Annotated in this window: 21 protein-coding genes and 1 tRNA gene; 4 read left to right on the plus strand and 18 right to left on the minus strand. The window is 58.2% G+C overall.

Annotation, left to right across the window (positions count from 1 at the left end):
- Positions 1–3: 3 nt before the first annotated feature.
- From fabF to ACFER_RS07120, 12 genes are all read right to left on the minus strand, one after another.
- Complete coding sequence (fabF, locus tag ACFER_RS07065; protein WP_012938734.1) at positions 4–1251, minus strand: beta-ketoacyl-ACP synthase II; 1248 nt, start codon at positions 1249–1251, stop codon at positions 4–6.
- Positions 1252–1262: 11 nt separating this feature from the next.
- Positions 1263–2216, minus strand: a complete 954-nt coding sequence (locus ACFER_RS07070) for an NAD(P)H-dependent flavin oxidoreductase (protein ID WP_012938735.1) — start codon at positions 2214–2216, stop codon at positions 1263–1265.
- An 87-nt stretch (positions 2217–2303) separates the two neighbouring features.
- A complete protein-coding gene (locus ACFER_RS07075; protein ID WP_012938736.1) occupies positions 2304–2546 on the minus strand; it encodes an acyl carrier protein in 243 nt (80 codons plus the stop codon).
- A 40-nt stretch (positions 2547–2586) separates the two neighbouring features.
- Positions 2587–3330, minus strand: coding sequence for a 3-oxoacyl-[acyl-carrier-protein] reductase (fabG, locus tag ACFER_RS07080; RefSeq protein WP_012938737.1), 744 nt, complete (start codon positions 3328–3330; stop codon positions 2587–2589).
- Position 3331: 1 nt separating this feature from the next.
- Positions 3332–4279: an ACP S-malonyltransferase gene (fabD, locus tag ACFER_RS07085; RefSeq protein WP_012938738.1), complete on the minus strand. Its 948-nt coding sequence runs from the start codon at positions 4277–4279 to the stop codon at positions 3332–3334.
- Positions 4276–5286 carry a beta-ketoacyl-ACP synthase III gene (locus ACFER_RS07090; RefSeq protein ID WP_012938739.1) on the minus strand — a complete coding sequence of 337 codons (1011 nt, stop codon included), beginning with the start codon at positions 5284–5286 and terminating at the stop codon, positions 4276–4278. Before ACFER_RS07090 ends, fabD begins: the two co-directional genes overlap by 4 nt.
- Positions 5287–6303, minus strand: a complete 1017-nt coding sequence (gene plsX, locus ACFER_RS07095; protein WP_012938740.1) for a phosphate acyltransferase PlsX — start codon at positions 6301–6303, stop codon at positions 5287–5289.
- Positions 6287–6877: a transcription factor FapR gene (gene fapR / locus ACFER_RS07100; protein WP_012938741.1), complete on the minus strand. Its 591-nt coding sequence runs from the start codon at positions 6875–6877 to the stop codon at positions 6287–6289. The genes plsX and fapR overlap by 17 nt, the downstream gene beginning before the upstream one ends.
- 116 nt (positions 6878–6993) lie before the next feature.
- On the minus strand, positions 6994–7650 hold the full coding sequence (gene fsa, locus ACFER_RS07105) for a fructose-6-phosphate aldolase (RefSeq protein WP_012938742.1): 657 nt from the start codon (positions 7648–7650) through the stop codon (positions 6994–6996).
- Positions 7651–7797: 147 nt separating this feature from the next.
- Positions 7798–7980 (minus strand): 50S ribosomal protein L32, encoded by a 183-nt coding sequence (gene rpmF, locus ACFER_RS07110; RefSeq protein WP_012938743.1) that lies wholly within the window; start codon positions 7978–7980, stop codon positions 7798–7800.
- A gap of 24 nt (positions 7981–8004) precedes the next feature.
- Complete coding sequence (locus ACFER_RS07115; RefSeq protein WP_012938744.1) at positions 8005–8508, minus strand: YceD family protein; 504 nt, start codon at positions 8506–8508, stop codon at positions 8005–8007.
- A 62-nt stretch (positions 8509–8570) separates the two neighbouring features.
- Positions 8571–9767: an acetate/propionate family kinase gene (locus ACFER_RS07120; RefSeq protein ID WP_012938745.1), complete on the minus strand. Its 1197-nt coding sequence runs from the start codon at positions 9765–9767 to the stop codon at positions 8571–8573.
- A 115-nt stretch (positions 9768–9882) separates the two neighbouring features.
- Here ACFER_RS07120 and ACFER_RS07125 point away from each other — a divergent pair, with 115 nt between their 5' ends.
- Positions 9883–11106 (plus strand): tRNA(Met) cytidine acetate ligase, encoded by a 1224-nt coding sequence (locus ACFER_RS07125; RefSeq protein WP_012938746.1) that lies wholly within the window; start codon positions 9883–9885, stop codon positions 11104–11106.
- Positions 11107–11137: 31 nt separating this feature from the next.
- Here the strand turns inward: ACFER_RS07125 and ACFER_RS07130 are convergent, their stop codons facing one another.
- The 3 genes from ACFER_RS07130 to rsmD are packed head-to-tail and all read right to left on the minus strand — an operon-like array spanning position 11138 to position 12833.
- Positions 11138–11698, minus strand: a complete 561-nt coding sequence (locus ACFER_RS07130; RefSeq protein ID WP_041666646.1) for a hypothetical protein — start codon at positions 11696–11698, stop codon at positions 11138–11140.
- Positions 11699–11730: 32 nt separating this feature from the next.
- Positions 11731–12225 (minus strand): pantetheine-phosphate adenylyltransferase, encoded by a 495-nt coding sequence (coaD, locus tag ACFER_RS07135; protein WP_012938748.1) that lies wholly within the window; start codon positions 12223–12225, stop codon positions 11731–11733.
- 53 nt (positions 12226–12278) lie between these two features.
- Positions 12279–12833, minus strand: a complete 555-nt coding sequence (gene rsmD / locus ACFER_RS07140; protein ID WP_012938749.1) for a 16S rRNA (guanine(966)-N(2))-methyltransferase RsmD — start codon at positions 12831–12833, stop codon at positions 12279–12281.
- Positions 12834–12893: 60 nt separating this feature from the next.
- Here rsmD and ACFER_RS07145 point away from each other — a divergent pair, with 60 nt between their 5' ends.
- Both ACFER_RS07145 and ACFER_RS07150 read left to right on the plus strand, forming a co-directional pair.
- On the plus strand, positions 12894–14549 hold the full coding sequence (locus tag ACFER_RS07145; RefSeq protein WP_012938750.1) for a DUF4127 family protein: 1656 nt from the start codon (positions 12894–12896) through the stop codon (positions 14547–14549).
- 24 nt (positions 14550–14573) lie between these two features.
- Positions 14574–14650 (plus strand) — tRNA-Pro (locus ACFER_RS07150).
- A gap of 393 nt (positions 14651–15043) precedes the next feature.
- Here the strand turns inward: ACFER_RS07150 and ACFER_RS07155 are convergent.
- The 3 genes from ACFER_RS07155 to ACFER_RS07165 all read right to left on the minus strand — a co-directional run bounded on the left by ACFER_RS07155 (position 15044) and on the right by ACFER_RS07165 (position 20574).
- Positions 15044–15715: a hemagglutinin repeat-containing protein gene (locus tag ACFER_RS07155; protein WP_041666222.1), complete on the minus strand. Its 672-nt coding sequence runs from the start codon at positions 15713–15715 to the stop codon at positions 15044–15046.
- 1038 nt (positions 15716–16753) lie between these two features.
- Positions 16754–17914, minus strand: coding sequence for a zinc ribbon domain-containing protein (locus tag ACFER_RS12015; RefSeq protein ID WP_419186767.1), 1161 nt, complete (start codon positions 17912–17914; stop codon positions 16754–16756).
- A 62-nt stretch (positions 17915–17976) separates the two neighbouring features.
- Positions 17977–20574 carry a zinc-ribbon domain-containing protein gene (locus tag ACFER_RS07165; RefSeq protein ID WP_012938752.1) on the minus strand — a complete coding sequence of 866 codons (2598 nt, stop codon included), beginning with the start codon at positions 20572–20574 and terminating at the stop codon, positions 17977–17979.
- A 314-nt stretch (positions 20575–20888) separates the two neighbouring features.
- Here ACFER_RS07165 and ACFER_RS07170 point away from each other — a divergent pair, with 314 nt between their 5' ends.
- Positions 20889–22352, plus strand: coding sequence for a WG repeat-containing protein (locus ACFER_RS07170; RefSeq protein ID WP_012938753.1), 1464 nt, complete (start codon positions 20889–20891; stop codon positions 22350–22352).
- The last annotated feature ends 113 nt before the right edge of the window (positions 22353–22465 follow it).

A 22465-nucleotide genomic window follows, 5' to 3' on the forward strand; every position in this document is an offset into this window, starting at 1 on the left:
CTCTTAGTCTTCGTACTTCTTGAAGCACAGGATGGCGTTGTGACCGCCGAACCCGAAGTTGTTGGACAGAGCCACCTTCACATCGGCTTTCCGGGCCACATTGGGCACATAGTCCAGATCCAGGCCTTCTTCCGTATCCACATCCTCATAGTTGATGGTGGGAGGGATCATGCCGTTTTCGATGGTCAGCACCGTAGCCACGGCTTCCACGCCGCCGGCACCGCCCAGCAGATGGCCGGTCATGGATTTGATGGAGCTGATGGGCACCTCCTTGGCCCGGTCCCCGAACACCCGCTTGCAGCAGTTGGTTTCATTCAGGTCGTTCCGGTGGGTGCTGGTACCATGGGCATTCACATAGTCGATGTCCCCGGGGGTCAGTCCGGCATCCTTGATGGCCATTTCCATGCATTTCACCTGCATATCCCCTTCCGGATCCGGAGCAGTGATATGGTAGGCGTCACTGTTGTGGCCATAGCCGGCCACTTCGGCGTAGATATGGGCCCCACGGGCCTTGGCGTGTTCCAGTTCTTCCAGGACCACAATCCCGGCGCCTTCGCCCATAACAAAGCCGCTGCGCTTCTTGTCGAAGGGGCAGGAAGCCTTTTCCGGAGCGTCGTTGTTCCGGGACAGGGCCTTCATGTTGTCGAAGCCGGCTACCGCAATGGGAGAGATGGCGGCTTCGGTACCCCCGGCCAGCATCACGTCCGCATCCCCGTACTGGATGGTCCGGAGAGCGTCCCCGATGCAGTCAGAACCGGTGGAGCAGGCGGTGACAATGGCCGTGTTGGGGCCTTTCACCTTCAGATCGATGGCGATCTGGGCTGCCGGCATGTTGGGGATTTCCATGGGAATGAAGAAGGGGCTGATCCGGCCCGGTCCCTTGGAGACCAGCTTGCTGGCCGCGTCCAGGAAGGTATGGATGCCGCCGATGCCGGTGCCTACGCACACGCCGATCCGGTCCGTATCTTCTTTTTCCAGATCCAGGGCAGAATCCTGCACCGCCATTTTGGCGCAGGCCACGGCGAACTGGGTCACCCGGTCCATCCGCTTGCCTTCTTTTTTGTCGCCGTAGTCCGCAAAGTCAAAGCCTTTGACTTCCCCGGCGATTTTGCAGTTAAAATCAGTGGTATCGAACTGGGTAATCAGACCGATACCGGATTTGCCTTCCATCAGGCTGTTCCAGAATGCTTCTTTACCGATGCCAATGGGCGTAATCGCACTGAGGCCGGTCACAACCACTCTTCGTTTCAACAGGATCACCTCTACTCAATATTGTCCCAGTCTTCCCGGATCCGTCTGAAGATTTCATGGACGGGAAGGATTTCTTTGATTTTCCACATATTGGCTCCGGTAAACACCAGACCTGTTTCCAGATCCCCCTGCTGAGCCCGGGTCAGGGCCCGGATGATACAGAAGCTGCGGGAGCAGTGCTTCAGGCAGCTGTCGCAGGTGGAGGGTTTCAGAGGATGGCCTTCCAGCACCGCCTTGGAGAACGGTGTCAGCACGGCCCGGCCCTTGAAGCCTACCGGACTATCTATTTGAACCACATCATCTTGGGTCATTTTCAAATAAAATTGTTTCAGGAAAGGAGACCCGTTGGACTCCTCACTGGCAGCAAACCGGCTGCCCATCTGGACGCCGCTGGCACCCATTTTCAGCAATTCCGCCGCATCTTTGCCGGTGACAGCGCCACCAGCCGCAATGACTGGAATCTTCACCACCGAAAGGATCTCCGGCAGGATATCTTTGATGGAACGCTGGGTCCCCAAATGGCCCCCTGCTTCAGTCCCTTCCACCACAACGGCGGAGGCACCGAGCCGTTCCGCAATCTTTGCCAGTTTGGCATAGGACACAATCGGCACGATGGGAACATTGTATTCCCGGCCGACAGAAAACATATCTCTGGAAAAGCCAGCCCCGGCCACAATCAGATCGACTTTTTCCTGGGCCGCAGTTGTAATGAGGCCTTTGAATTCCCGGGCGGCTACCATGGCATTGATGCCAATCATTCCCTTGCCGTTGGACAATTTCCGGGCAAGACGGATTTCCTTGCGCAGCTCATCGAAGGGCAGACCAGAAGCAGCGATCAGACCCACACCGCCTTCATTGGCCACAGATGCTGCCAAACGCGCCGTGGACAAGCGTATGGCCATACCGCCTTGGACGATAGGCATAGTTGCTACTTTTTCACCAATCTTCAGCACTGGCACTTTCAACAAAAATCCCCCATTTCAGATCATAAGATCATGGATAAAGTTCGGAAAGCCCCTGTTGCAGGGCCTTCCGAAAATAATGGGATGCTATTATTTGCCTTCTTTATCCAACAGTTCGACTGCGTCTCTCACAGTGCGGATCTTTTCAGCCACATCGTCGGGGATTTCAGTGTTGAATTCCTCTTCGAAAGCCATGATCAGTTCCACAATGTCCAGAGAGTCAGCTCCCAAGTCATCGATGAAAGTAGAGTCCATTTTTACGTCTTCAGGAGCAACGCTCAGCTGATCAACGGTGATGGCCTTTACTTTTTCAAAAGTGCTCTGTTCGCTCATGCCAGTTCACCTCCTTCCAATCCTCTAATAGATAATGATACTACATTACCATGCCACCGTCCACATTTAAAACCTGGCCGGTTATATAAGCAGCCCCCTCGCTTGCGAGGAACAGGACTGCATTGGCAACATCTTCAGGCTGGCCGGCCCGTCCCAGAGGGATGGTCCGAGCCATTTCGGCCTTCTGGTCGTCGGAGAGCACACTGGTCATATCCGTGGCGATGAAGCCGGGAGCAATGGCATTGACCGTAATGCCCCGGGAAGCCACTTCCTTGGCCAGGCTCTTGGTGAAGCCGATGACCCCGGCTTTGGCAGCCGCGTAGTTGGCCTGGCCGGCATTGCCCATTTCCCCCACTACGGAGGCCATGTTCACGATCCGGCCGCTTTTCTGTTTCATCATGGTGCGCATCACTGCCTTGGAGCAGTTGTACACGCCTTTCAGGTTGGTGTTCATCACATCGTCCCAGTCGGCTTCCTTCATGCGCATCAGGAGGCCATCACGGGTGATCCCCGCGTTGTTCACCAGGATGTCCAGACGGCCCAGATCCTTCACCACCTGGTTCACCATGGCCTGGACACCGTCGGTATCGGCCACGCTGCACTGGATCAGGAGAGCCTTCCGGCCCATCTGTTCGATGGCGGCTTTGACTTCTTCTGCCGCAGCGGTATTGCCGGCATAGTTGATGGCTACGTCAGCCCCGTTTTTCGCCAGCTTCAGGGCAATGGCACGGCCGATGCCCCGGGAGCCGCCGGTAACCAGCGCCACTTTCCCGACTAAAGTCATTTTATCTGACCTCCTTTAAATAAGCAAGGGTTTTTTCCAAACTGGCCAGGTCTTCCACGTTCTGGCCGGTGTAGGACCGGTCGATCTTCTTCACAAAGCCGGTGAGCACCTTGCCGGGGCCCACTTCGATGAAGGTATCCACGCCGTTTTCCATCATGTACCGGACGCTGTCTTCCCAGAGCACCGGGCTGGCAGCCTGTTTCACCAGTACCTGACGGATTTCGTCCCCCTTCTGTTCGGGACGGGCGGTGACGTTGGCGATCACCGGGATCTTGGCATCCGCCACTTCGATCCCGTCCAGCACTTCCTTCAGCCGGTCCGCGGCGGGCTGCATCAGGGTGCTGTGGAAGGGTGCGCTTACCGGCAGCAGGATGGCCCTCTTGGCGCCGGCGGCTTTTAGGGCATCGCAGGCTTCCTTCACCGCTTCCGTGGCCCCGGCGATGACCACCTGGCCCGGGCAGTTGAAGTTCACCGGCTGGACGGCTTCCCCCCGTCTTTCCTGGATTTCCGCACAGATTTCCCGGATCCTGGCGGTATCCAGAGCGATGATGGCGGCCATGGCTCCCTGGCCCACAGGAACGGCTTCCTGCATGAACTGGCCCCGTTTCCGCACAGTGCGGACGGCGTCAGCGAACTTCAGGGACCCGGCGCACACCAGGGCGGAATATTCCCCCAGGCTGTGACCGGCGGCCACATCCGGGAACACCCCGTTTTCGTTCAGCACCTTCATGGCCGCAATGCTGCAGGTCAGGATGGCGGGCTGGGTGTTGTAGGTGAGCCGCAGCTGGTCTTCCGGCCCTTTGAAGCACAGGTCCGTCATGGAAAAGCCCAGTGCCTCATCGGCTTCCTTGAATACTTCACGGACGCAGGCATAGTTGTCATACAGTTCCTTCATCATGCCCACGGTCTGGGACCCCTGTCCCGGGAACACAAAAGCGATTTTACTCATCCTCTGGCCTCCTCATCTTTTTGCCATTTCACTACCAGGGAACCGTAGGTGAGACCGGCTCCGAAGCCCACCATCACCACGTTCTCACCTTTATGCAGCCGGCCTGCATCCCGCGCCTGGCAAAGGGCGATGGGAATGGATGCGCCGGACGTATTGGCGTATTTCTCCAGGTTTACGAAAATCTTGTCGGTGGACAGTTTCAGCCGCTTGGCAGCGGAATCGATGATCCGCTGGTTGGCCTGGTGGGGGATCAGGAGATCGATGTCCTCCTTGCTCATGCCGGCTTTTTCCAGGGCGGCCAGGGCGCTGTGGCCCATGACCTTCACGGCGAACTTGAACACTTCCTTGCCCACCATGTGAATGCAGTGTTCGTGGTTGGCCACGGTCTCTTCACTGGCCGGCTTCCGGGATCCCCCGGCGGGCATGGTCAGGAACTTGCCCCCGGCCCCGTTGGCTCCCAGGTCCACGGACAGGATGCCGTAGCCTTCTTCCACCGGCCCCAGCACGGCGGCACCGGCCCCATCCCCGAAGAGGATGCAGGTGTTCCGGTCCTGCCAGTTGAGGATCCGGGAAAGGGTTTCCGCCCCCACCACCAGCACATGCTTGTACAGGCCGCTGGCGATGGTCTGGCTGGCGATGCCGCAGGCATACACAAAGCCGGAGCAGCCCGCCGCCAGGTCGAAGGCCGCCGCATGGGAAGCCCCCAGTTTGTCCTGGAGGATGCAGGCCACGGAGGGGAATTTCATATCCGGGGATTCCGTGCCCACCACGATCAGGTCGATGTCTTCCGCCGTGAGCCCGGCGTCTTCCAGGGCCCGCTGGGCGGCGATGTAGGCCAGATCGGACGTGGCCTGGTCCGGAGCGGCGATGTGCCGTTCCCGGATCCCGGTCCGTTCCACGATCCACTGATCGCTGGTATCCACCATTTTTTCCAGATCAAAATTGGTCAGTACTTTCTCCGGCACGTAATAGCCCATGCCCAGAAAGCCTACTGCAGGTTTCGTCATTTATAATTCACCACTTTCTTCGTCGTGCATGATTTCCTGGCGGATCCGTCCCACCACGTCTTTCTGGGTCAGCTCGATGGCCACCCGTACGGCATTCTTGATGGCCTTGGCCTTGGAACTGCCGTGGCAGATGATGAAGGGAGCCCGCACCCCCATCAGGAGGGCGCCGCCGTATTCAGAGGCATCCATCTGCTTCTTCATCCGCAGGAGCGCCGGCTTCATGAGCAGGGCTCCCAGTTTGGCAAAGAGGCCGCTTTCCATCAGGGTCTTTTTCAGGATCTCCATCACCGCGGCGGCCAGGCCTTCCATGGTCTTTAAGACCACGTTGCCCACGAACCCGTCGCAGACCACCACATCCACAGTACCCTTGTTGATGTCCCGGCCTTCCACATTGCCGATGAAATGGATGTGAGGGTCTTTTTTCAGCAGGGGGTAGGTGGCCAGGCACTGTTCATTGCCCTTGGTCTCCTCTTCCCCGATGTTCAGCAGTCCCACCCGAGGCTGGGGGATCCCCAGCTGGAGTTCCGCATAGATGGACCCCATGATGGCATTCTGCACCAGCTGTTCCGGTTTGGCATCCACCTTGGCGCCGGAATCCACCAGCACCGTGGCCCCCTTCACATTGGGGATCACCGTGGCGATGGCCGGCCGTTCGATGCCCCGGATCCGGCCCAGGCCGAACAGGGCGGAAGCCACGGCGGCGCCGGTACTGCCGGAAGACACCAGGGCGTCACATTCCTTTTCATGGAGGAGATGGGTGGCCACCACAATGGAGGCATCCTTCTTTTTCTTTACGCTGATGCCCGGATGATCCTGCATTTCGATGACCTGGCTGGCATGATGGATGGTTACCCGGGGGTTGTTTTCCTGATGTTCCCGGGCCAGTTCCCGGCGGATCACTTCCTGATCCCCCACCAGCACCACGTCGCAGCCGTATTCGCTTACTGCCTGAAGCACCCCTTTGATGATCTCGGCAGGGCCATAGTCTGTGCCCATTACGTCAACTGCGATTTTCATCTTCTTGGCTCCTTTGTTCCGGTATGGCGACGATCAGGAACTTGGCACGGAACACTTCCCGGTGGTTGTTCCTGATCTTCACCCAGATGGTATATTTGTCCTCCTGCTTCCGGACCACCTCAGCTCTTGCCACCAGCGTGGCCCCCACGGTCACAGGGATCTTGTACTTCACATTGGCCACCCCGGTGAGAGCCGCCGGGGCATCGATCACCGCCAGGGCCAGGGAATTGGCCTGGGCGAACATATACTGCCCCCGGCACACGCCGGTTTTCTGCAGCACCATTTCCCGGTCCACGGTCATCATGGAAATGCCGCTGACCCCGATTTCCAGGTCGATCAGTTCCCCCACGATGTCCTCGCTGGTAATGGCTTTCAGTTTTTCCTGGGCATCCTCCGCCATGTGGCGGGTCCGTTCCCGGAGTTCCGGGATCCCCAGGGCCAGCCGGTCCAGACGGATGGTCTGGATGCTGACCTGAAAGGTTTCGGCCAGATGCTCATCGGTCAGGAACGGATTCCTGGCCAGCAGCTGCTGCAGACGCTGCTGTCTTGCCTTTTTCTGTCCCACAGAACCCATTCTACCACCTACTTTTAGTACCTAGTCATAACACTAGAGTTAATTATACCAGAGTAAGGGCAAAAAACAAGACTTGACTGGGGAGTCTGTTACAGAATTTACAGCTTGTTCATAGATTACCGGCCAAACACCGCTTCGAAATCCTGGCAGAACTTCTCGATGCCGGTCCGGGTCAGGGGATGCTGGACCATCTGCATCAGCACCTTGTAGGGCACCGTGGCGATATCCGCGCCCACCTTGGCGCACTCCACCACGTGCATGGGATGGCGGATGGAGGCGCAGATCACCTTGGTGGTGATATCCGGGTACATCCGGAAGATCTCCATCACTTCCCGGATGAGACGGGTGCCGTCGGTGGAAATGTCGTCCAGACGGCCCAGGAAGGGAGATACATAAGTGGCACCGGCCCGGGCGGCCAGGATGGCCTGGGTGGCGGAAAAGACCAGGGTCACGTTGGTCCTGATCCCTTCCGAAGCCAGGATCTTCACGGCCTTCAGGCCCTCTGCCGTCATGGGGATCTTCACCACCATGTTGGGATGGATCTGGGAGATCACCCGGCCCTCCATCACCATGTCCCGGGCCAGGGTAGTGCTGGCCTTCACTTCCCCGGAAATGGGCCCGTCCACGATCTGGGCGATTTCCCGGAGGGTTTCTTCATAATCCCGGCCTTCTTTGGCGATCAGAGAAGGATTGGTGGTGACTCCGCTGATGATGCCCATGGCTTCCGCTTCCCGGATCTCGTCCAGGTTGGCTGTATCGATAAAGAATTTCATACTCCGCTGCTCCCCTCATGTATATTGGGTTGATGCTTATTCTATCATTATAAGCCAGTTTGGAGGATTTAGAAAGGGGGACATGAAAAGAACACCGCCCCCGGAGGGACGGTGTTCTTTTCAAGGTTCCCGGCTAGCCGGCAATCCTTATTCTTCGTCTTCTTTCACGACTTCCTTACCATCGTAATAGCCGCATTCAGTGCATACGTGGTGAGGGCGCTTCAGCTCGTGGCATTGAGGGCATTCAACCAAGCCAGGAGCAGCCAGTTTCCAATTGGCACGACGGGAATCCCGACGGGCTTTAGACATTTTTCTCTTTGGTACTGCCATATTCGTACACCTCCTAAACTCAACCTATTTCTCTAACAACGCCTTAAGAGCTTCCAACCGGGGGTCGATGGAATGGGTATCGCAGTGACAGTCCGTCACATTGCGGTCCGCTCCACAGACCGGACAGATTCCCTTGCAGTCCGGTTTGCACAGGACTCTGGCCGGAATGGCCAGGAGCAGGGACTCCCTCAAAGCATCCGTAACATCAACCACGTCAAACTGATAGGTGAAGGCATCCTCTTCCAGCCCTTCGGTCCCTTCCGGGTAATACCGCTCTTCCACCTGGGCGCTCAGCTCCAGCCGCACATCTTTCAGGCAGCGGGCGCAGGTGCCGTGGCAGACGAACCGTTCCGTGGCCGTGAGAAGCAGCACGTCTCCCCCGTTGGAGATCTCCCCTTCCACCAGGATGCGCCCTTCCAGGTCCGCATCTTCCGGCGTCAGGTTCAACTGGGACGGGGCAAGGTCGTACTGGAAAGATTCCGACCCTGTCAGTCTTTTTTTGATTTCTGCTACATTGATTTTAATCATATTATCAACCGTTACATTATATCGATGAAACCGGCCTTTGTCAAGCAAAAGCCCAAATCATCTTATTTGCTGCACAGTCTCAGGGTATCCTGGGCAATGGCCAGTTCTTCGTTGGTGGGGATCAGGAATACTTTTACCTTGGAATCAGCAGCACTGATTTCGGTGACTTTGCCCCGAACGTTGTTCCGGTCAGCATCCAGTTTCACACCCAGGAATTCCAGGCCTGCGCAAACCTGCTGACGGGTGTGGATGTCGTTTTCGCCCACGCCTGCGGTGAACACAATGGCGTCAACGCCGCCCATGGCAGCTGCATAAGCACCTACATAGCGTTTCACCTGATAGCAGAACATATCCAGGGCCAGCTGGGCTCTTTCGTTGCCTTTGGCGGCAGCATCTTCCAGGTCACGGAAGTCGCTGGAAACGCCGGATACGCCCAGGACGCCGCATTCCTTGTTCATGTACTTGTCAACGCCGGCAGCATCCAGGCCCTTCTTCTGCATCAGCACAGGAACCACAGCCGGATCGATGGAACCGGTACGGGTGCCCATCAGCACGCCGTCCAGGGGAGTGAAGCCCATGGAAGTATCCACGGATTTTCCCCCGTCCACAGCGGTGATGCTGGAGCCGTTGCCCAGGTGGCAGGTGATGATCTTGGTGTCTTTGATGTCCTTACCCAGCAGCTGGGCGGCCACGCCGGACACGTATTTGTGGGAAGTCCCGTGGAACCCGTATTTCCGGATGCCATAGTCCTTGTATTCTTCGTATTTCACGCCAAACATGTATGCCACAGGAGGCATGGTCTGATGGAAGGCGGTATCGAATACGGCAACCTGCGGGGTGTTGGGCATCAGTTTCTGGCAGGCACGGATACCGGAAACGTTGGCCGGCTGATGCAGGGGAGCCATATCGCTCAGATCTTCGATCTGTTTCAGCACTTCGTCGGTAATCACAACGGATTCGTTGAAGATTTCACCGCCGTGCACCACACGGTGGCCCACTGCATCGATTTCATCCATGGATTTGATGACACCGTGGTTGGGGTCAACCAGAGCAGCCAGGACTTTCTTGATGCCGTCCACATGGTCGGGGATGGCGCTTTCCAGTCTTACTTTGTCCTTGCCGGCGGGGGTGTGGGTCAGAACGGAACCTTCGATGCCGATACGTTCTACCAGACCTTTTGCGATGACAGATTCATCCTTCATATCAATCAGCTGATATTTGATGGAAGAGCTGCCGCAGTTTACAACAAAAATCTTCATTACATTGCCTCCTGATCGACTACTGATTTTAAACCAGTATTATGCTTATGCTATAATACTAATATATGTTAGCAAAGATTTTGGAATTTGTAAAATAAAAATTTGGAGATTTGCCATGGAACATCCTTCTGTCGTCGGCCTGGTGGCCGAATACAATCCCTTTCACCGGGGCCACGGCCATCAGCTGGAGGCAGTGCGGAGCCTGTTGGGACCTGCCCTCCCGGTCATCGCCGTCATGAGCGGCAGCCTCACCCAGCGGGGAGAACTGCCCCTGTGGGACAAGTGGCGGCGGACCCGTCTGGCCCTTCTGGGAGGCGCGGACCTGGTGCTGGAACTGCCGGTGACAGGCAGCCTGCAAAGCGCCCAGGGGTTCGCCTTTTTCGGGGTGGAGCTGCTGGCTGCCACCGGCCTTGTGACCCATCTTTCCTTCGGCTGCGAAGCCAGGGACCCGGAGGCCCTGGTCCGGCTTTCCCGGGAGGAATTCACCCCGGAGGAATGGCGGCAGGCCCTGGGGGACGGGCTCTCCTACGGAGCCGCCGCGGCCCGGCTGGCCAGTGAGCGGGATCCGGCCTACGGGGACCTGTTCACCGGTTCCAACAACCTGCTGGCCCTGGAATACCTCCGGGCCCTCCGGCCCCATCCGGAGATCCGTCCCCTGCCTATCCGCCGGGAAGGCACCCTCTACGGCAGCCGCACCCTCGATGAAAACGGCTGGCCCAGTGCTTCCGCTCTCCGCCAGGAGCTGCAGTGCCACGGGTTCACGGAAGCAGCGGCAGGCGCCCTGCCCCCGGCCCTCCGGCCCCTGTGCAGAGCCTGGTGGGAGGACGGGCTCCCTCTGCCGGACCGGGAACGGGCCCTGGACACCCTGCTGGCCTATGCCCTGGAAACCGGTTCCCCGGAAGGCATGGCGGCCTGCACCCAGGTGTCCGAAGGGCTGGAAGACCGGATCTGGAAGCTGCGGCACTCCGGCGGTTTCGCCGCCCTGGTGGAACAGGTGAGCACCCGGCGGTACTCCCCCTCCCGGATCCGGCGGCTCCTGTGGCAGTACCTTCTCTCCGGTCCGGACTGCCGGTTCCGGGATGCCGCCCAGGCCGGTCCCCGGTACCTGCGGGTGCTGGGGATGACCCAGACCGGCCGGCAGCTGCTCCGGGCCATGAAAAAGACGGCCCGTCTGCCCCTTTTGACCGGCATCCAAAAGAACACCCTGGGCAAGGCCCCGGATCCCGGCTTCCGGCAGCAGCTCCAGCTGGATATCCGGGCCCAGGACCTGTTCCAGCTGGTGACGGAGGGCCGGGTGACGGACCGGGATTACAAAGAAAAGCCTGTTGTGCTCTTTTGACAGCACAACAGGCTTCTTTCTTTCTGACCGATTATTTCTCTTCTCCCCCGTTGTTCCCGGCATTCAGCTGGTGATCGGCGTCATAGCTGGATTTCAGGGCATTCCCGTTGTCCCGTACGGCACTGAGGGTCTTGGTGAGGTTTTCTTCCAGATAGTTGAACACATCCATGGCATACTGCATGGATTCGCTGTGGAGTTTTTCCGCATAGGCATCGGCAGCCGCCCGCATGTCCTTGTCGTACTGCTGGGTGGTGGCGATGATGCCGTTGGCCTTTTCTTCGGCGGCCTTCACCACTTCTTCCTGGCGCACCAGACGGTCTGCTTCCGCTTTGGCCAGATCCACGATCCGTCCCCCTTCCGCATGGGCCTGTTCCACAATGTGGTCGGCTTCCGCCCGGGACTTGTCGATGATGTTCTTCTGTTCTTCCAGCAGGTCATGGGCCCGTTTCACTTCCAGAGGCACAGCGGCTCTCAGTTTGTCCATCACCATGGTGATCTCGTTTTCGTCGATCATTACCTTGTTGACAAGAGGGATCCTCCAGCCATCTGACAGAATGCTTTCCATTTCGTCCAAGATTTTATCCAATTCCATGACCATCTTTCCTTCCTTTTTTGTATTCGATCCTACCGTTTGAGAGATTGTTTCCCCCGGGCCATGACTTCCGCCCGGATGCAGTCCGGTACAAAACCGGAAATATCGCCGCCGAAATAGACCATTTCCCGCACTCCGGAAGAGCTGAGATAGGAATATTTGGCGTTGGTCATGATGAACACCGTTTCCAGCTGTTCATCGATTTCCTTCATGAGCAGCGCCCGCTGGAATTCGTATTCGAAATCCGTAAACGCCCGCAGACCCCGGACAATGAACCGGGCCCCTTCCTTCTCGCAGAATTCGTTGAGCAGACCGGAAAAACTGGTCACCCGCACATTGGGGATGTGGGCCGTTGCCTGACGGATCATGGCAACCCGTTCTTCCATGGAGAACATGGCCTTGTCCTTAGCCGGGTTCACGAAAACGCTGATGATCAGCTCATCGAACATTTTGCTGGCCCGTTCAAAAATATCCAGATGTCCCATGGTCACCGGGTCGAAACTGCCCGGACATACCGCTTTACGCACGTTGAACCTCCAAGAGAAGCAGATTTGCTACGTACCATTATAACAAAAACGATTCAGCTTTTCCACACTATTAGGGAGATTTTCGTATCCCCGTACTTTTCCTGCCGAAATTCCGTGCCCTGGGGCAGATAGTCCCCCGGGTCCTCTTCCAGGGAATGTTCCAGCACCAGCAGGCCGCCAGGCTTCAGCACCGGCCATTTCTCCAGGGCCTCCACCACCTTCCGGTTCAGCCCCTTGTTGTAGGGCGGGTCCGAAAAGATCAGATCGAAGGTCTTTCCCTGCTGGGCCATCATGGCAAGGCCGTTCACCGCGTCGGTGTGGATCATGTTTACCTGCTCCCCGGCCCGGGCCTTTTCCACATTGGCCTTCACCAGCTTCAGGCTTTCCCGGCTTTTGTCGAAATACACCACCTGTTCCGCCCCCCGGCTCCAGGCTTCCAGGCCCAGGTTCCCGGTGCCCGCAAAGGCGTCCAGCACGGTGCTGCCGGGGATCCGGCTCTGGATGATGTTGAACAGAGCTTCCTTCACCCGGTCCGCCGTGGGCCGCACCAGGTAATTCTTCGGGGTCACCAGTTTCAGTCCCCTGGCCTTTCCCGTTATGATTCGCATACACAAAACCTCTTCCGTACGTTATAATAGATAAATATCCTATAAAAGGAGGGTCCTCCCGTGAAGTGGAAGAACGTTCTCCTGCCGGCCGTCACGGTCTTTGCGGCCGCAGGTGTATTGTACCATACTCTGGCGCCCAAAGGGGCTGTTTTTTCCCCGGGACCGGTGCCGGCGGCAGAAAACTGGGCCCTGCTGCCCCTGGACAACCGTCCCCCCTGCCGGGATTTCACCGAAGAGCTGGGGGCCCTGGGAGGCATCCATTTCACGGCTCCGCCCAGTGAGATCATGGACTGGTACGACGAACCGGCCCATATCCCGGCCCTGAAGACCTGGCTGGCCGGTACCCTGCCCCGGCAGCAGGGGGCCCTCCTTTCCACAGACCTGATGATCTTCGGAGGCCTGCTCCATTCCCGGATGGAACCCCTGACGGACCGGAAGGCCGGGGACTTTTTCACCTGGCTGGAAGAACTGAAAGATGACAATCCGGACAAACAGTTCTATCTGTACTCCATCATCCCCCGGCTGCTGATCAGCGACCATGTGCTGCCGGACCGGTGGTACCAGTGGCATCTCATGACCTGGACCATCAACATGGACAAGAAGATCCGGGGGCTGCCCTACGACAGGGAAAACTACGAAGAAGTCAAGGCCCTGATCCCCATGGACCTGAAGTGGAAGTACATCACCCTGTACCGGGACAACGACCGGTTCAACGAGGAACTGGTCCAGTTCGTCACCGAGGAGAACCTGACGGACCTGGTGATCGGCCAGGACGATGCCCATCCCTACGGACTGCCCAACTACAACCGGCTGAACGCAGGGGCCTATCCCCAGGCCTACGACCTGCACCCGCCCATCTACACCTCCCAGGGAGCCGACGAACTGGGGGCCCTGGCCGCCGCCCGGATCTACAGCCGGCGCACCGGCTACCGGCCCAGGATCCGGGTGCTGTACGGGGATCCGGCCATGAAGGACTATACACTCCATTTCGTGCCCCTGACTTTGGGCCAGATCGCCGAGGAAAAGATCCGGCTGGCCAACGGCACTGAAACCGGTTCCCTGGAGGATGCGGATTTCGTCCTGTACATCCACTGCGGCGGAGAAAAAGCGGAAGACAGCACCCGGATCGCCCGGGACATCAAAGAGTTGATGGAAAAGAAGCCCGTGGCCCTGGTGGACCTTTCCACCCGTTTTGCCGCCGGGGACTGCATCCTGCCCCATCTCATGGCCAACGGAACGCCGCTGCCCCGGCTGCTGGCCTATTCCGGCTGGAACACCGCTTCCAACGCCATCGGCACCGCCTTGGCCCAGGGGACCATCGTATCCGGCCAGGCCCAAAAACTGCCCAGGGACCAGCTGCCCGCTCTGTACAGCGCCAATTTCCAGTTCAACTACGCCCGGTTCCTGGACGACTGGGCCTACCAGAAGCTGATCCGTCCCCACATGGCCGAACTCCAGGACCTGAACGGGGTAGCCCCGGAAAAAGGCGGGGATTACCCCAACGCCGCCACCTGCTACCTGTCCCGGGAACTGGGAATCTACCACCAGGTACTGCTGTGGTACTGCCGCCAGTTCCCCTACTACAAGGACGGGGAGAACCGGTACTGGTTCCGGGATGCCCAGTTTGCCGTGAACCTGCCCTGGGAGCGGCCTTTTGAGATCCGCCTGAAAATTTTTCCGGAATTTGGCAAAGAACAGTTGACAAAAGGCCAATAACCCTCTATAATCTATTTGTGTTGTCGGGGCGTAGCGCAGTTTGGTAGCGCGCTTGGTTCGGGACTAAGAGGCCGCAGGTTCGAATCCTGTCGCCCCGACCAACTTGAAAAAGGACAGCCGTCACCTTCGGGTGGCGGCTTTTTTGGATTTTGTCGTTTGTCGTTGAGGAAGCCAGATGCCGGGCATCTGGCTTTGAACGTATTGGCCCCCTGGGCGGCCGGGCCTGCGCCCCCTACGGTACCCCAATAGATCATTAGATTTCCGCCGTTCACAGGGCCGTGTCTAACTTCTTACCATCCCCCCAAAATCCCATTCATGCCGGTAAAATGCCCGATAATGACCTTCTTTTTCCAGTTGGGAAGGATTTTTTCTGTTCCATTCAGAAGAAGTTGTTAAGGCCGGACTATAATTGACCTAAAGGGGGTCAAATTGAACCCGGGCTTGACAGGATCTTTTCATCACTGCCTTCCTGCCAGCCTTTCCGTGCGGCCAGTTCATGGATGACCCGGTTCCCCACTTTTGCTCAGTTCGTTCACCAGTTCCTGCTTTTCCTGGACTTTCCCCTTGTCAAAGATGGTCGCCAGTTTCTGGAGGCTGTTTTTCGTGTCCCGGTTCAGCTGTTTTACCGGCTGGACCTGTTTTTCTCTCTCCCGGATGATGATACTTCCGACAGAGATACCGGCTTTTGTGGTGCTTTCTGCCCGTCCTTTGACAGTGCTCACCACTTCAGGATAGAGTCCCCGTTCATTGAGTTTTTGCCGGTCTTCCTGTCCGGTCCGGGTGGTGGCAGAAAAAGCCACACCCTGTCCATCCGCTTTGTACGCCGCTTTGTTTTCCACATCTTCCCAGCTGAGGGTTCCCGTTTCCAGACAGTTCCTTTCTGCTGGCGCATCGCTGTCGATCACGGCTCCCTTCAAATGGGTATTTCCCCTTGTCTGGATCCGGAACCCCTGGTCTCCTGCATAGATCCCCGCCTGTTCCGTCACGCTTTCGTAATCGGAACGGAGTGTCTGTTTCTGGGCGCTGCCCCTTCCGGAAACATGGCCTCCTCCGGCAGAGACGGAAATTCCCCCTCCTGTATTCCGGCTGTCATAGGTCTCCCGATCCTGGAGGCTTTCCAGGCGCAGATTTCCTCCAGTTTCCGCCTGTACCTGCCGGCCTTCCATCCGGCTGCCGTTCTCCCGGGTTTTCCAGCCTCTCCATCCGCTTTCTCTGTTCCTGTCTGGCCTGCTGCAGCTGTTCCTGCTGCAAAAATGGATTGGGCGCAGCAAAAACAGGGCATGCCGTCCCCCACAGCACACCCACTGCCCCTATAATCCCGGTCCATTGTCTCCCCATGATCCACAATCCCCGTTGTTTGTTGATACTTTCTGGGTTCAGTATACCGTAAGGGTCTTTTTATGACAAGATTTTCATTTTTTCACAAAAATATTCATAAGGTGGTCAATCTCAGGGACCTGTGATACAATGAAAAAGAAGCTGTCCATTTGGTCAGCCCCGTTGGATTTTGGTTTAAGAAAACCCGCCTATCGTTTGTGACCGACGGCGGGTTTCCTTATGCCCCCCTTATATACCTCTCTTGCAATCCCCTGTAACTGTGTTATAATGAAAATACAAATGGTGCTGTCTGGTGACGGTCAGCCCCATAGCAGTATATGGAAAGAAATCCGCCTACTGTTGGAAGCTGGAGGCGGATTTCTTTATGCACGAATTGCAACGATGATTACGAAGAGGATTACCAAAAAGGTAAAAAAATCGTATTTCGTCATAGGGCACCACCCCATCTCTGGGGCAAGATTTGACCGCCTGCCGTATAGACAACACCGTGTACAGTATAACATACATTGAAACAAGAAGGGGGTGTGAAAAAATGCTTTTTCACACCCCGTCACTAGTCACTAGTCTCTAGTCACTAGCCGATGGAAGCCAGCTGACGCAAGCGAAATAAAGGCGCTGTGGATGATTTTTTCACAGCGCCTTTAAACGTATTGGCCCCCTGGGCGGCCGGGATGGGTTCCCCTGCGGATTTCCATCAAACAATCGACTCGAATCCGTAGAGGCGGCTCAAAACTTCCGCGAAGCAAAATGTCGTCAGAACCGGTCTTGGCGGACCGCCCGGCATGCGCCCCCTACGGTACCGCAATGAATCGTTGGTTTCCCGCCGTCCAGCTCTTCACTCTGCACTCTTCCCTCTGCACTTGCCCTCAACCTTTCAGCAGCCTGTTCATTCCCTCACAGAACGCCGTCAGTTCTTTATCCGGACCGATGGTCAGGAATTTCCGGTTCCCGGGCTGCAGGGTGATTTTCCCGTTCCACATGCTGGTGGAAGGTTCCATCCGGCCGATTTCTTTGAGGGGAAACACTCCCTTTTCCGAGGAAATAAGCGCATCCCAGGTCAGGAGGAAGCCGTCCCGGGCGGTTCCCCTTACGGTTTTGTCGCAAAGGACAAGGATATCCTTCGGGTCCAGCCCATAGCTTTGGGCATAGCTGGACAGGGCATTGGCCATCTTCTTGGGCGGGATATCAGGGGCGCAGTACAGATAGGTATTGGTTTTATTGACCAGGGGAGCCAGCTGCTGCACAAAGGCAAGGAGGGCTTCCCGGCCGGGTCCGTCAGAGGGCGCTTCTTTTGCGGCGGCCAGAGGTGCCCCGCATTGGGTACAGAACCGTGCCCCCGGTTTGGCCGGTGCGCCGCAGTGGGAACAAAAGCCTGCCGTTCCGCTGACAGAACTGGCACCAGAAGCCAGGGGAGCCTCCTGCACAGAAGGCTGTGTTTCGGCAGCTGCCGGATGTCCGGATGGTTCCGTTTCCTCTTCTTCCTCATCCTCATCCTCAAAGATGCCGTGCGCTTCGGCAAGATCGTATTCTTCCTTAGACAGGATCACTTCTTCTGACAGCCAGGAGGCAAAATTGGCATCCAGACTGCTGCAGTCACTTTCTTCAAAGGTACAAAGGACAAAACCCGTGTCACTCTGGAGCACACGATCCTGGTTCAGGAAGACCCGGCAGAAATCATCCACAAAGGCTTTTTCCCCTTGTGAGGTAAAAATATCCCCTTCGTCTGTCAGAAGGAACCCTTTCTTTCCCTTTCCCCAGAGCAGGGCGTTGGTGGCATCACAGAGCAGCAGAACTTCAGAGCGGTCCACACCCAGCCGGCTGCCGTAGGCCTTCATGGCGTTTTCCAGAAGGTCTCCAGGGATATTGTCCCCCAGATAGTAATGGCTGCCTTCAAGCTGAGCCCCATGCTTGCTTTCCAGATAGGCCAGAAGGTCCGGATATTCACCGGCAGCCTTCAGGCAGATCCGGGCCGTTTTCGTTTCCTCTGTTTCCGGCTGGAGGCTGGCCGCCCGTTCATACCAGGTCATGGCCTTCCCATAATCGTAACAGTCTTCCAGATCCTGGTTGCCCCGGATAGCCGCAGCCTTCACTATGGCTTCGGCATTTTCACCTTCCGCTGCCTCTTCGTAACAGCCCAGGGCCTCCTCAAAGCGTCCTGCCGCCTGGAATGCGTCTCCCAGGGCCAGGTCCACCTGCTCCAGGGGTTCCCGGGCCTCATCCAGACCACCTTCCCGTGCTCTGCCCAGCAGTTCCCGGGCTTTTTCCAGATCCTTTGCGCAGCCTTCCCCCCTTCCCGGCACAGACCGGCCTGGAGGCAGGCCTGGGGATCGTTGGCAGCGGCCCCTTTCTGGTACCAGGCAAAGGCTGCTTCTCCATGGCCGGCCCGGGCTTCCTCCAGTCCCATCCGGGTACAGGCCGGTCCAAAGCCTTTCTCAGCGGCCCGGCGGATCAAGCCGTCCGCCCCTTCCTGATCCACGGCAGTCCCTTTTCCGCTTTCTTTCAAAAGAGCCAGTTCCCAGCAGCCTTCCGGACTGCCGCAGTCCACCGACTCTTCATACAGGGTGCGGACTTCTGCCCAGTCCGTTGCTTCCTCCTGCCGGAGTCTGGCCGCCTCTTTCAGGTCCCAAATCCCCAGGACCCTCCGCGCCTCCTCATAGCCCAGTCCGGCACTGCGGCGGAGATAGTCAAGGGCCCGTTCTTCGTCACAGTCTCTGTATTTCTGATAGTTGCGGAACAGCGTCTCCTGGAATTCAGGGGTATGGAGGGCCTTCCGGGTCCGTTCCAGGGCTTCTGCCGCCCCGGCGATCCCCAGGACAGCTGCCTGCTCATAATATTTTGCCGCCTTGTCAAAATCCTTTCCATCTTCCATTTCCGTTCCGGTTTCATAGAGTTCGCCCAGCTGCATGCTGGCTTCTCCCTGGCCGCCTTTGGCTGCCGCGAACAGGTAATCGGATTCCGGGGATCCATCCTGGACACTCTGCCGGTAGAATTCCCAGGCCGCATCGGGGTCTCCCAGTTCTGCCGCCGTCTGGAGCCATTTGGACGCTTCTTCCGGTTCTCCCAGATTCCGACAGACCAGCCCCAGCCGGTACATGGCTTCCCGGTCGCCCATATCCGCTGCCGCCTGGTAAGAAGCCGCCGCCTGCTGCTGTTCTCCCTGGTCCAGGGCCTTTTGGGCGTCCTGTTTGAACGTTTCCACCTGGGCTGCCGCCACTTCCCCATAAGGCGGGGCGAACCGGATCTCATAGAAACGGATTTTCTTGGCTGCAAAGTCGATGGGTTCCGTCCCTTTGTAAGCAAAATGGAGCTGGTCGCCGAACCCGTAATAGGAAACCTCTTCCAGATCCGGGTAAAAAGGAAGGGTCACGCCGCTGGCATCGACCAGGACAATCCGGAGTCCCTCATACCCCTCCGGATACTCCCGCATCAGGTACCGCAGCACGGCCATTTCCTCCGGTGTCCGGACGGCATACCCTCTTTCGACGCCCAGGCAGTCCACCCACCGGGGAAACGCAATGTCGCCTTTCTGATGGAGGTCCTGCCACAGGCTTCCGGCCAGGGAAAGACCTTCCCCTTCCGTATCCGCCACGTCCAGGATATCCGGAATGGCATCCGGCGCCAGCTTGGCCATGGCAAGATAAACGGAAAAAGTGGCTCCGGTCTGGGTCAGGCATTCACAAAGGGTCTCCATGGCCTTCTCATTGCTGTACCGGCCATTTTCCAGCATCACCTGGAGGTTGTCCATCCGGCTTTTGACTTCTTTGGTCCGGAAGTGGAAGGGGGGCAGCTTGTGGCTGTCTTCCAGGACATGGACCAGTTCGTTGACCAGCCAGACGGAAATGATGTTGTCTGCAAGGCTGGCTCCCATCCCTGCATAGTTGTGGCTGTCCAGACGCTGCCGGATGAACCGCTGGGCCCGGCCGGAATAGGTATTGCCGGTAACGGCCCGTCCCAGGGCGCTCAGTCCGTCGGAAGCCATGTTCAGCATGCCGGCTTTCACCGCTCCGGTGATGGCCCCGGTGATGCCAAAGCCGCCTCCCTGCCAGTGGGCCTTGTTCATCTCTTTTTCCTCTCCCAGCTGCTCCAGATAGCGGGAAATCGCCGCCTGGTCTTCGGCCAGCTCCCGGACCAGGTCGGTTTCCTTGTACTGCTCAAAGAGTTTGTCCAGCAGATCTTTTTTACTGACAAAATCGATGCCGTGATCCATCAGGGCTTCCACCGCCGCATCCATGGCAGGCTCGCAGGCATCGAAGATAATCCGGGTCAGGAATTCCACCAGGGCGGCCGGGTCCGTATAGTCCTCCACATGGAGGTGTTCCCGGATATACTTCCCCACCAGCCGTCTCTGCCGGGCCCCTTCCCGGTTGAAGGGAGCCCACAGCTGCCGCCGCAGGGCCAGCGGCCGGGGAAAATCAATGGGATATCTGCCAAGGATGAGGGCATGGCTGCCCGGCACCTCCGGCAGGGTTTCCTTTTTGGGTGCAGGGACGGGCTCTCCCCCGGTCTGTCCGGCCCCGGCGGAGGCGGCCGGAACGGCGTTCTGGACGACCGGTGCCGCATCTCCCTTTTCCGCTGCCGGCGCCTGTTCCGGTGCATCGTCCGTTGCCAGATCAGGCACCCTGGCCCCGCAGTTGAAACAGAATTTTGCCCCATCGGGCAATTTCGTACCACAATTTATGCAAAACATTTGTTGTCCTCCTCTGGATAGAGCGTTTTCCGGGTCCTCTGGCCCATTGCAATCCTCTGTCCCTACTCTACCATAACCGGGCGAAGAAAAAAAGTATCCTCTGGCGGGCCGCCCGGCATGCGGCCCCTACGGGGTTGGGATCAGGAGCCAGATTCGTCCTTTGGCGGGGCGCCCGGCGTGCGGCCCCTACGGGTTCGCAAGGAATCTGACGTTTTCCTTCTTTCCTCTTCCTTTACGGATAATCGTTCTTTATGTTATAAATTTCCCATTCTTGCATTGTTTTATGATTTTCGTGAATCTGAAAGGAGACCTGTATGCACCGATCTTCCCTGAAATCCTCTTTGCTGGCCGCTGTCCTGGCGGCTTCCTGGGCTCTGCCCCTTTCTGCTTCGGCGGAAAAGCCGGCGGAGATCTATTCCCATGAACACCGGGAATCCCACACCACCACCCGGACGGAATCTTCCACTCGCACCTCGTCTTCCACCACTTCCACCCACACCAGCAGCAGCGTCAATGTGGACAAGGCCGGCACCGCGGAGATCCTGGGCGGGCTCCTGGTCCCCAACCCCAACCGGAAGGTGCCGGGGTTGGTCCGTGCGGCCCGGGAAAGCCTCCTGGCCCCGGTGTTTGCCGGACGGGACAGCAAGGGCCTGTGGGGGCTCTGGGACGCCCGGGGACGGGAAATCCTGGCACCCCGGTACAACTCCCTGGAAGCGGCTTCCCAGGGCCTCCTGGCGGCCCGGGAGGGCAAGAAGGACCTGCTGTACTTCACCCGGGAAGGCCGGCCGGCCCAGGCTCCTGCGGCGCCGGATGCCCTCATCCCCTCCAAGGAAAAGGGCCGCTGGGGCTTCCGGGATGCCAATCAGCGGACGGTGCTGGCTCCGGTGTACCGGGAAGTACGGGGGGATTTCAGCGAAGGAATCGCCTTTGTGGTCAATGCCCAGGGCAAATCCGTGGCCATCGATACCCAGGGCCGGGAGCTGTTTGCCGCCCCCTATGACCAGGTGTTCCCCTTCCAGGATGGCCTGGCGGAAACCCGGCGCACGGTCCGTTCCTTCAACTGGGCCACTCTGGCCAGCGCAACCCTGGGAGCGGCTTTCTGGGACCACAGTGTGTATATGCCGGACCAGCCCCTGAGCCTGACCTGGGACGGGGTGAAGCGGGGCTACATCGACCGGACGGGCCAGGTGATCGTGGATGACCGGAATGACGCCGTGTTCCCCATGACCCTCTGGGGGACCTTTGTGAAGGACAAGGGAGAAATGTGGTTTGTGGACCGCCAAGGCCGGGTGCTGTTCGGGCCGGGGAAATACGACATCGACGGCGGCGGTCTGGACGAACAGGAAGGACTGGCGGCGGTCCTGGACAAAGGGACCCGGAAATACGGGATCGTGGACGTAAGCGACGGCTCCCTGCGCCTGCCCTTTGCCTGGGACGGGGTCCAGTTCCTGGGACGGCAGCGGATGCTGGTGAAGGAAGGGTCCATATCCCGGCTGGTTTCTGAAACCACCGGACAGGTGCTCCGTACCTGGCAGCAGCCGGTGACCCTGACCCCCTTTGGCAGCCAGGCGGAAACCACCTGGATCCGGGAAGGAAAGACCTGGAAGCTGATGGACCGGGATGGGGAGATCCTCCCTGCCCGGGTCCCGGACGGAGTGACCCAGACCGGTTCCTTCCAGGGACAGGCGGCCCCGGCCAAAGGAAAACAGGGCTGGGGGCTCATGGATGGCCAGGGCCGCTGGCTGGTCCAGGGGCTGAAGGAGATCCACAGCCTGTAAGGGAGCTGGGAGAAGGCATCAGCCTGTTGGCCATAAGAAGAACGATCCAGGTGCCAGGCGGGCCGCCGGTTGTGCGGCCCCTGCGGATTCGCAATGGATCTTTCAATTTCGTT

This window comes from Acidaminococcus fermentans DSM 20731 (genome assembly GCF_000025305.1).
GTDB lineage: Bacteria > Bacillota > Negativicutes > Acidaminococcales > Acidaminococcaceae > Acidaminococcus > Acidaminococcus fermentans.

Excerpts from the sequence above, each read along its gene's own strand:
- ACFER_RS07075 (WP_012938736.1), bottom strand. The coding sequence starts at position 2,546 with ATGAGCGAACAGAGCACTTTTGAAAAAGTAAAGGCCATCACCGTTGAT.
- fabG (WP_012938737.1), bottom strand. The coding sequence starts at position 3,330 with ATGACTTTAGTCGGGAAAGTGGCGCTGGTTACCGGCGGCTCCCGGGGC.
- fabD (WP_012938738.1), bottom strand. The coding sequence starts at position 4,279 with ATGAGTAAAATCGCTTTTGTGTTCCCGGGACAGGGGTCCCAGACCGTG.
- ACFER_RS07090 (WP_012938739.1), bottom strand. The coding sequence starts at position 5,286 with ATGACGAAACCTGCAGTAGGCTTTCTGGGCATGGGCTATTACGTGCCG.
- plsX (WP_012938740.1), bottom strand. The coding sequence starts at position 6,303 with ATGAAAATCGCAGTTGACGTAATGGGCACAGACTATGGCCCTGCCGAG.
- fapR (WP_012938741.1), bottom strand. The coding sequence starts at position 6,877 with ATGGGTTCTGTGGGACAGAAAAAGGCAAGACAGCAGCGTCTGCAGCAG.
- fsa (WP_012938742.1), bottom strand. The coding sequence starts at position 7,650 with ATGAAATTCTTTATCGATACAGCCAACCTGGACGAGATCCGGGAAGCG.
- rpmF (WP_012938743.1), bottom strand. The coding sequence starts at position 7,980 with ATGGCAGTACCAAAGAGAAAAATGTCTAAAGCCCGTCGGGATTCCCGT.
- ACFER_RS07115 (WP_012938744.1), bottom strand. The coding sequence starts at position 8,508 with ATGATTAAAATCAATGTAGCAGAAATCAAAAAAAGACTGACAGGGTCG.
- ACFER_RS07120 (WP_012938745.1), bottom strand. The coding sequence starts at position 9,767 with ATGAAGATTTTTGTTGTAAACTGCGGCAGCTCTTCCATCAAATATCAG.
- ACFER_RS07125 (WP_012938746.1), top strand. The coding sequence starts at position 9,883 with ATGGAACATCCTTCTGTCGTCGGCCTGGTGGCCGAATACAATCCCTTT.
- ACFER_RS07130 (WP_041666646.1), bottom strand. The coding sequence starts at position 11,698 with ATGGAATTGGATAAAATCTTGGACGAAATGGAAAGCATTCTGTCAGAT.
- rsmD (WP_012938749.1), bottom strand. The coding sequence starts at position 12,833 with ATGCGAATCATAACGGGAAAGGCCAGGGGACTGAAACTGGTGACCCCG.
- ACFER_RS07155 (WP_041666222.1), bottom strand. The coding sequence starts at position 15,715 with ATGGAAGGCCGGCAGGTACAGGCGGAAACTGGAGGAAATCTGCGCCTG.
- ACFER_RS12015 (WP_419186767.1), bottom strand. The coding sequence starts at position 17,914 with ATGACCTGGTATGAACGGGCGGCCAGCCTCCAGCCGGAAACAGAGGAA.
- ACFER_RS07165 (WP_012938752.1), bottom strand. The coding sequence starts at position 20,574 with ATGTTTTGCATAAATTGTGGTACGAAATTGCCCGATGGGGCAAAATTC.
- ACFER_RS07170 (WP_012938753.1), top strand. The coding sequence starts at position 20,889 with ATGCACCGATCTTCCCTGAAATCCTCTTTGCTGGCCGCTGTCCTGGCG.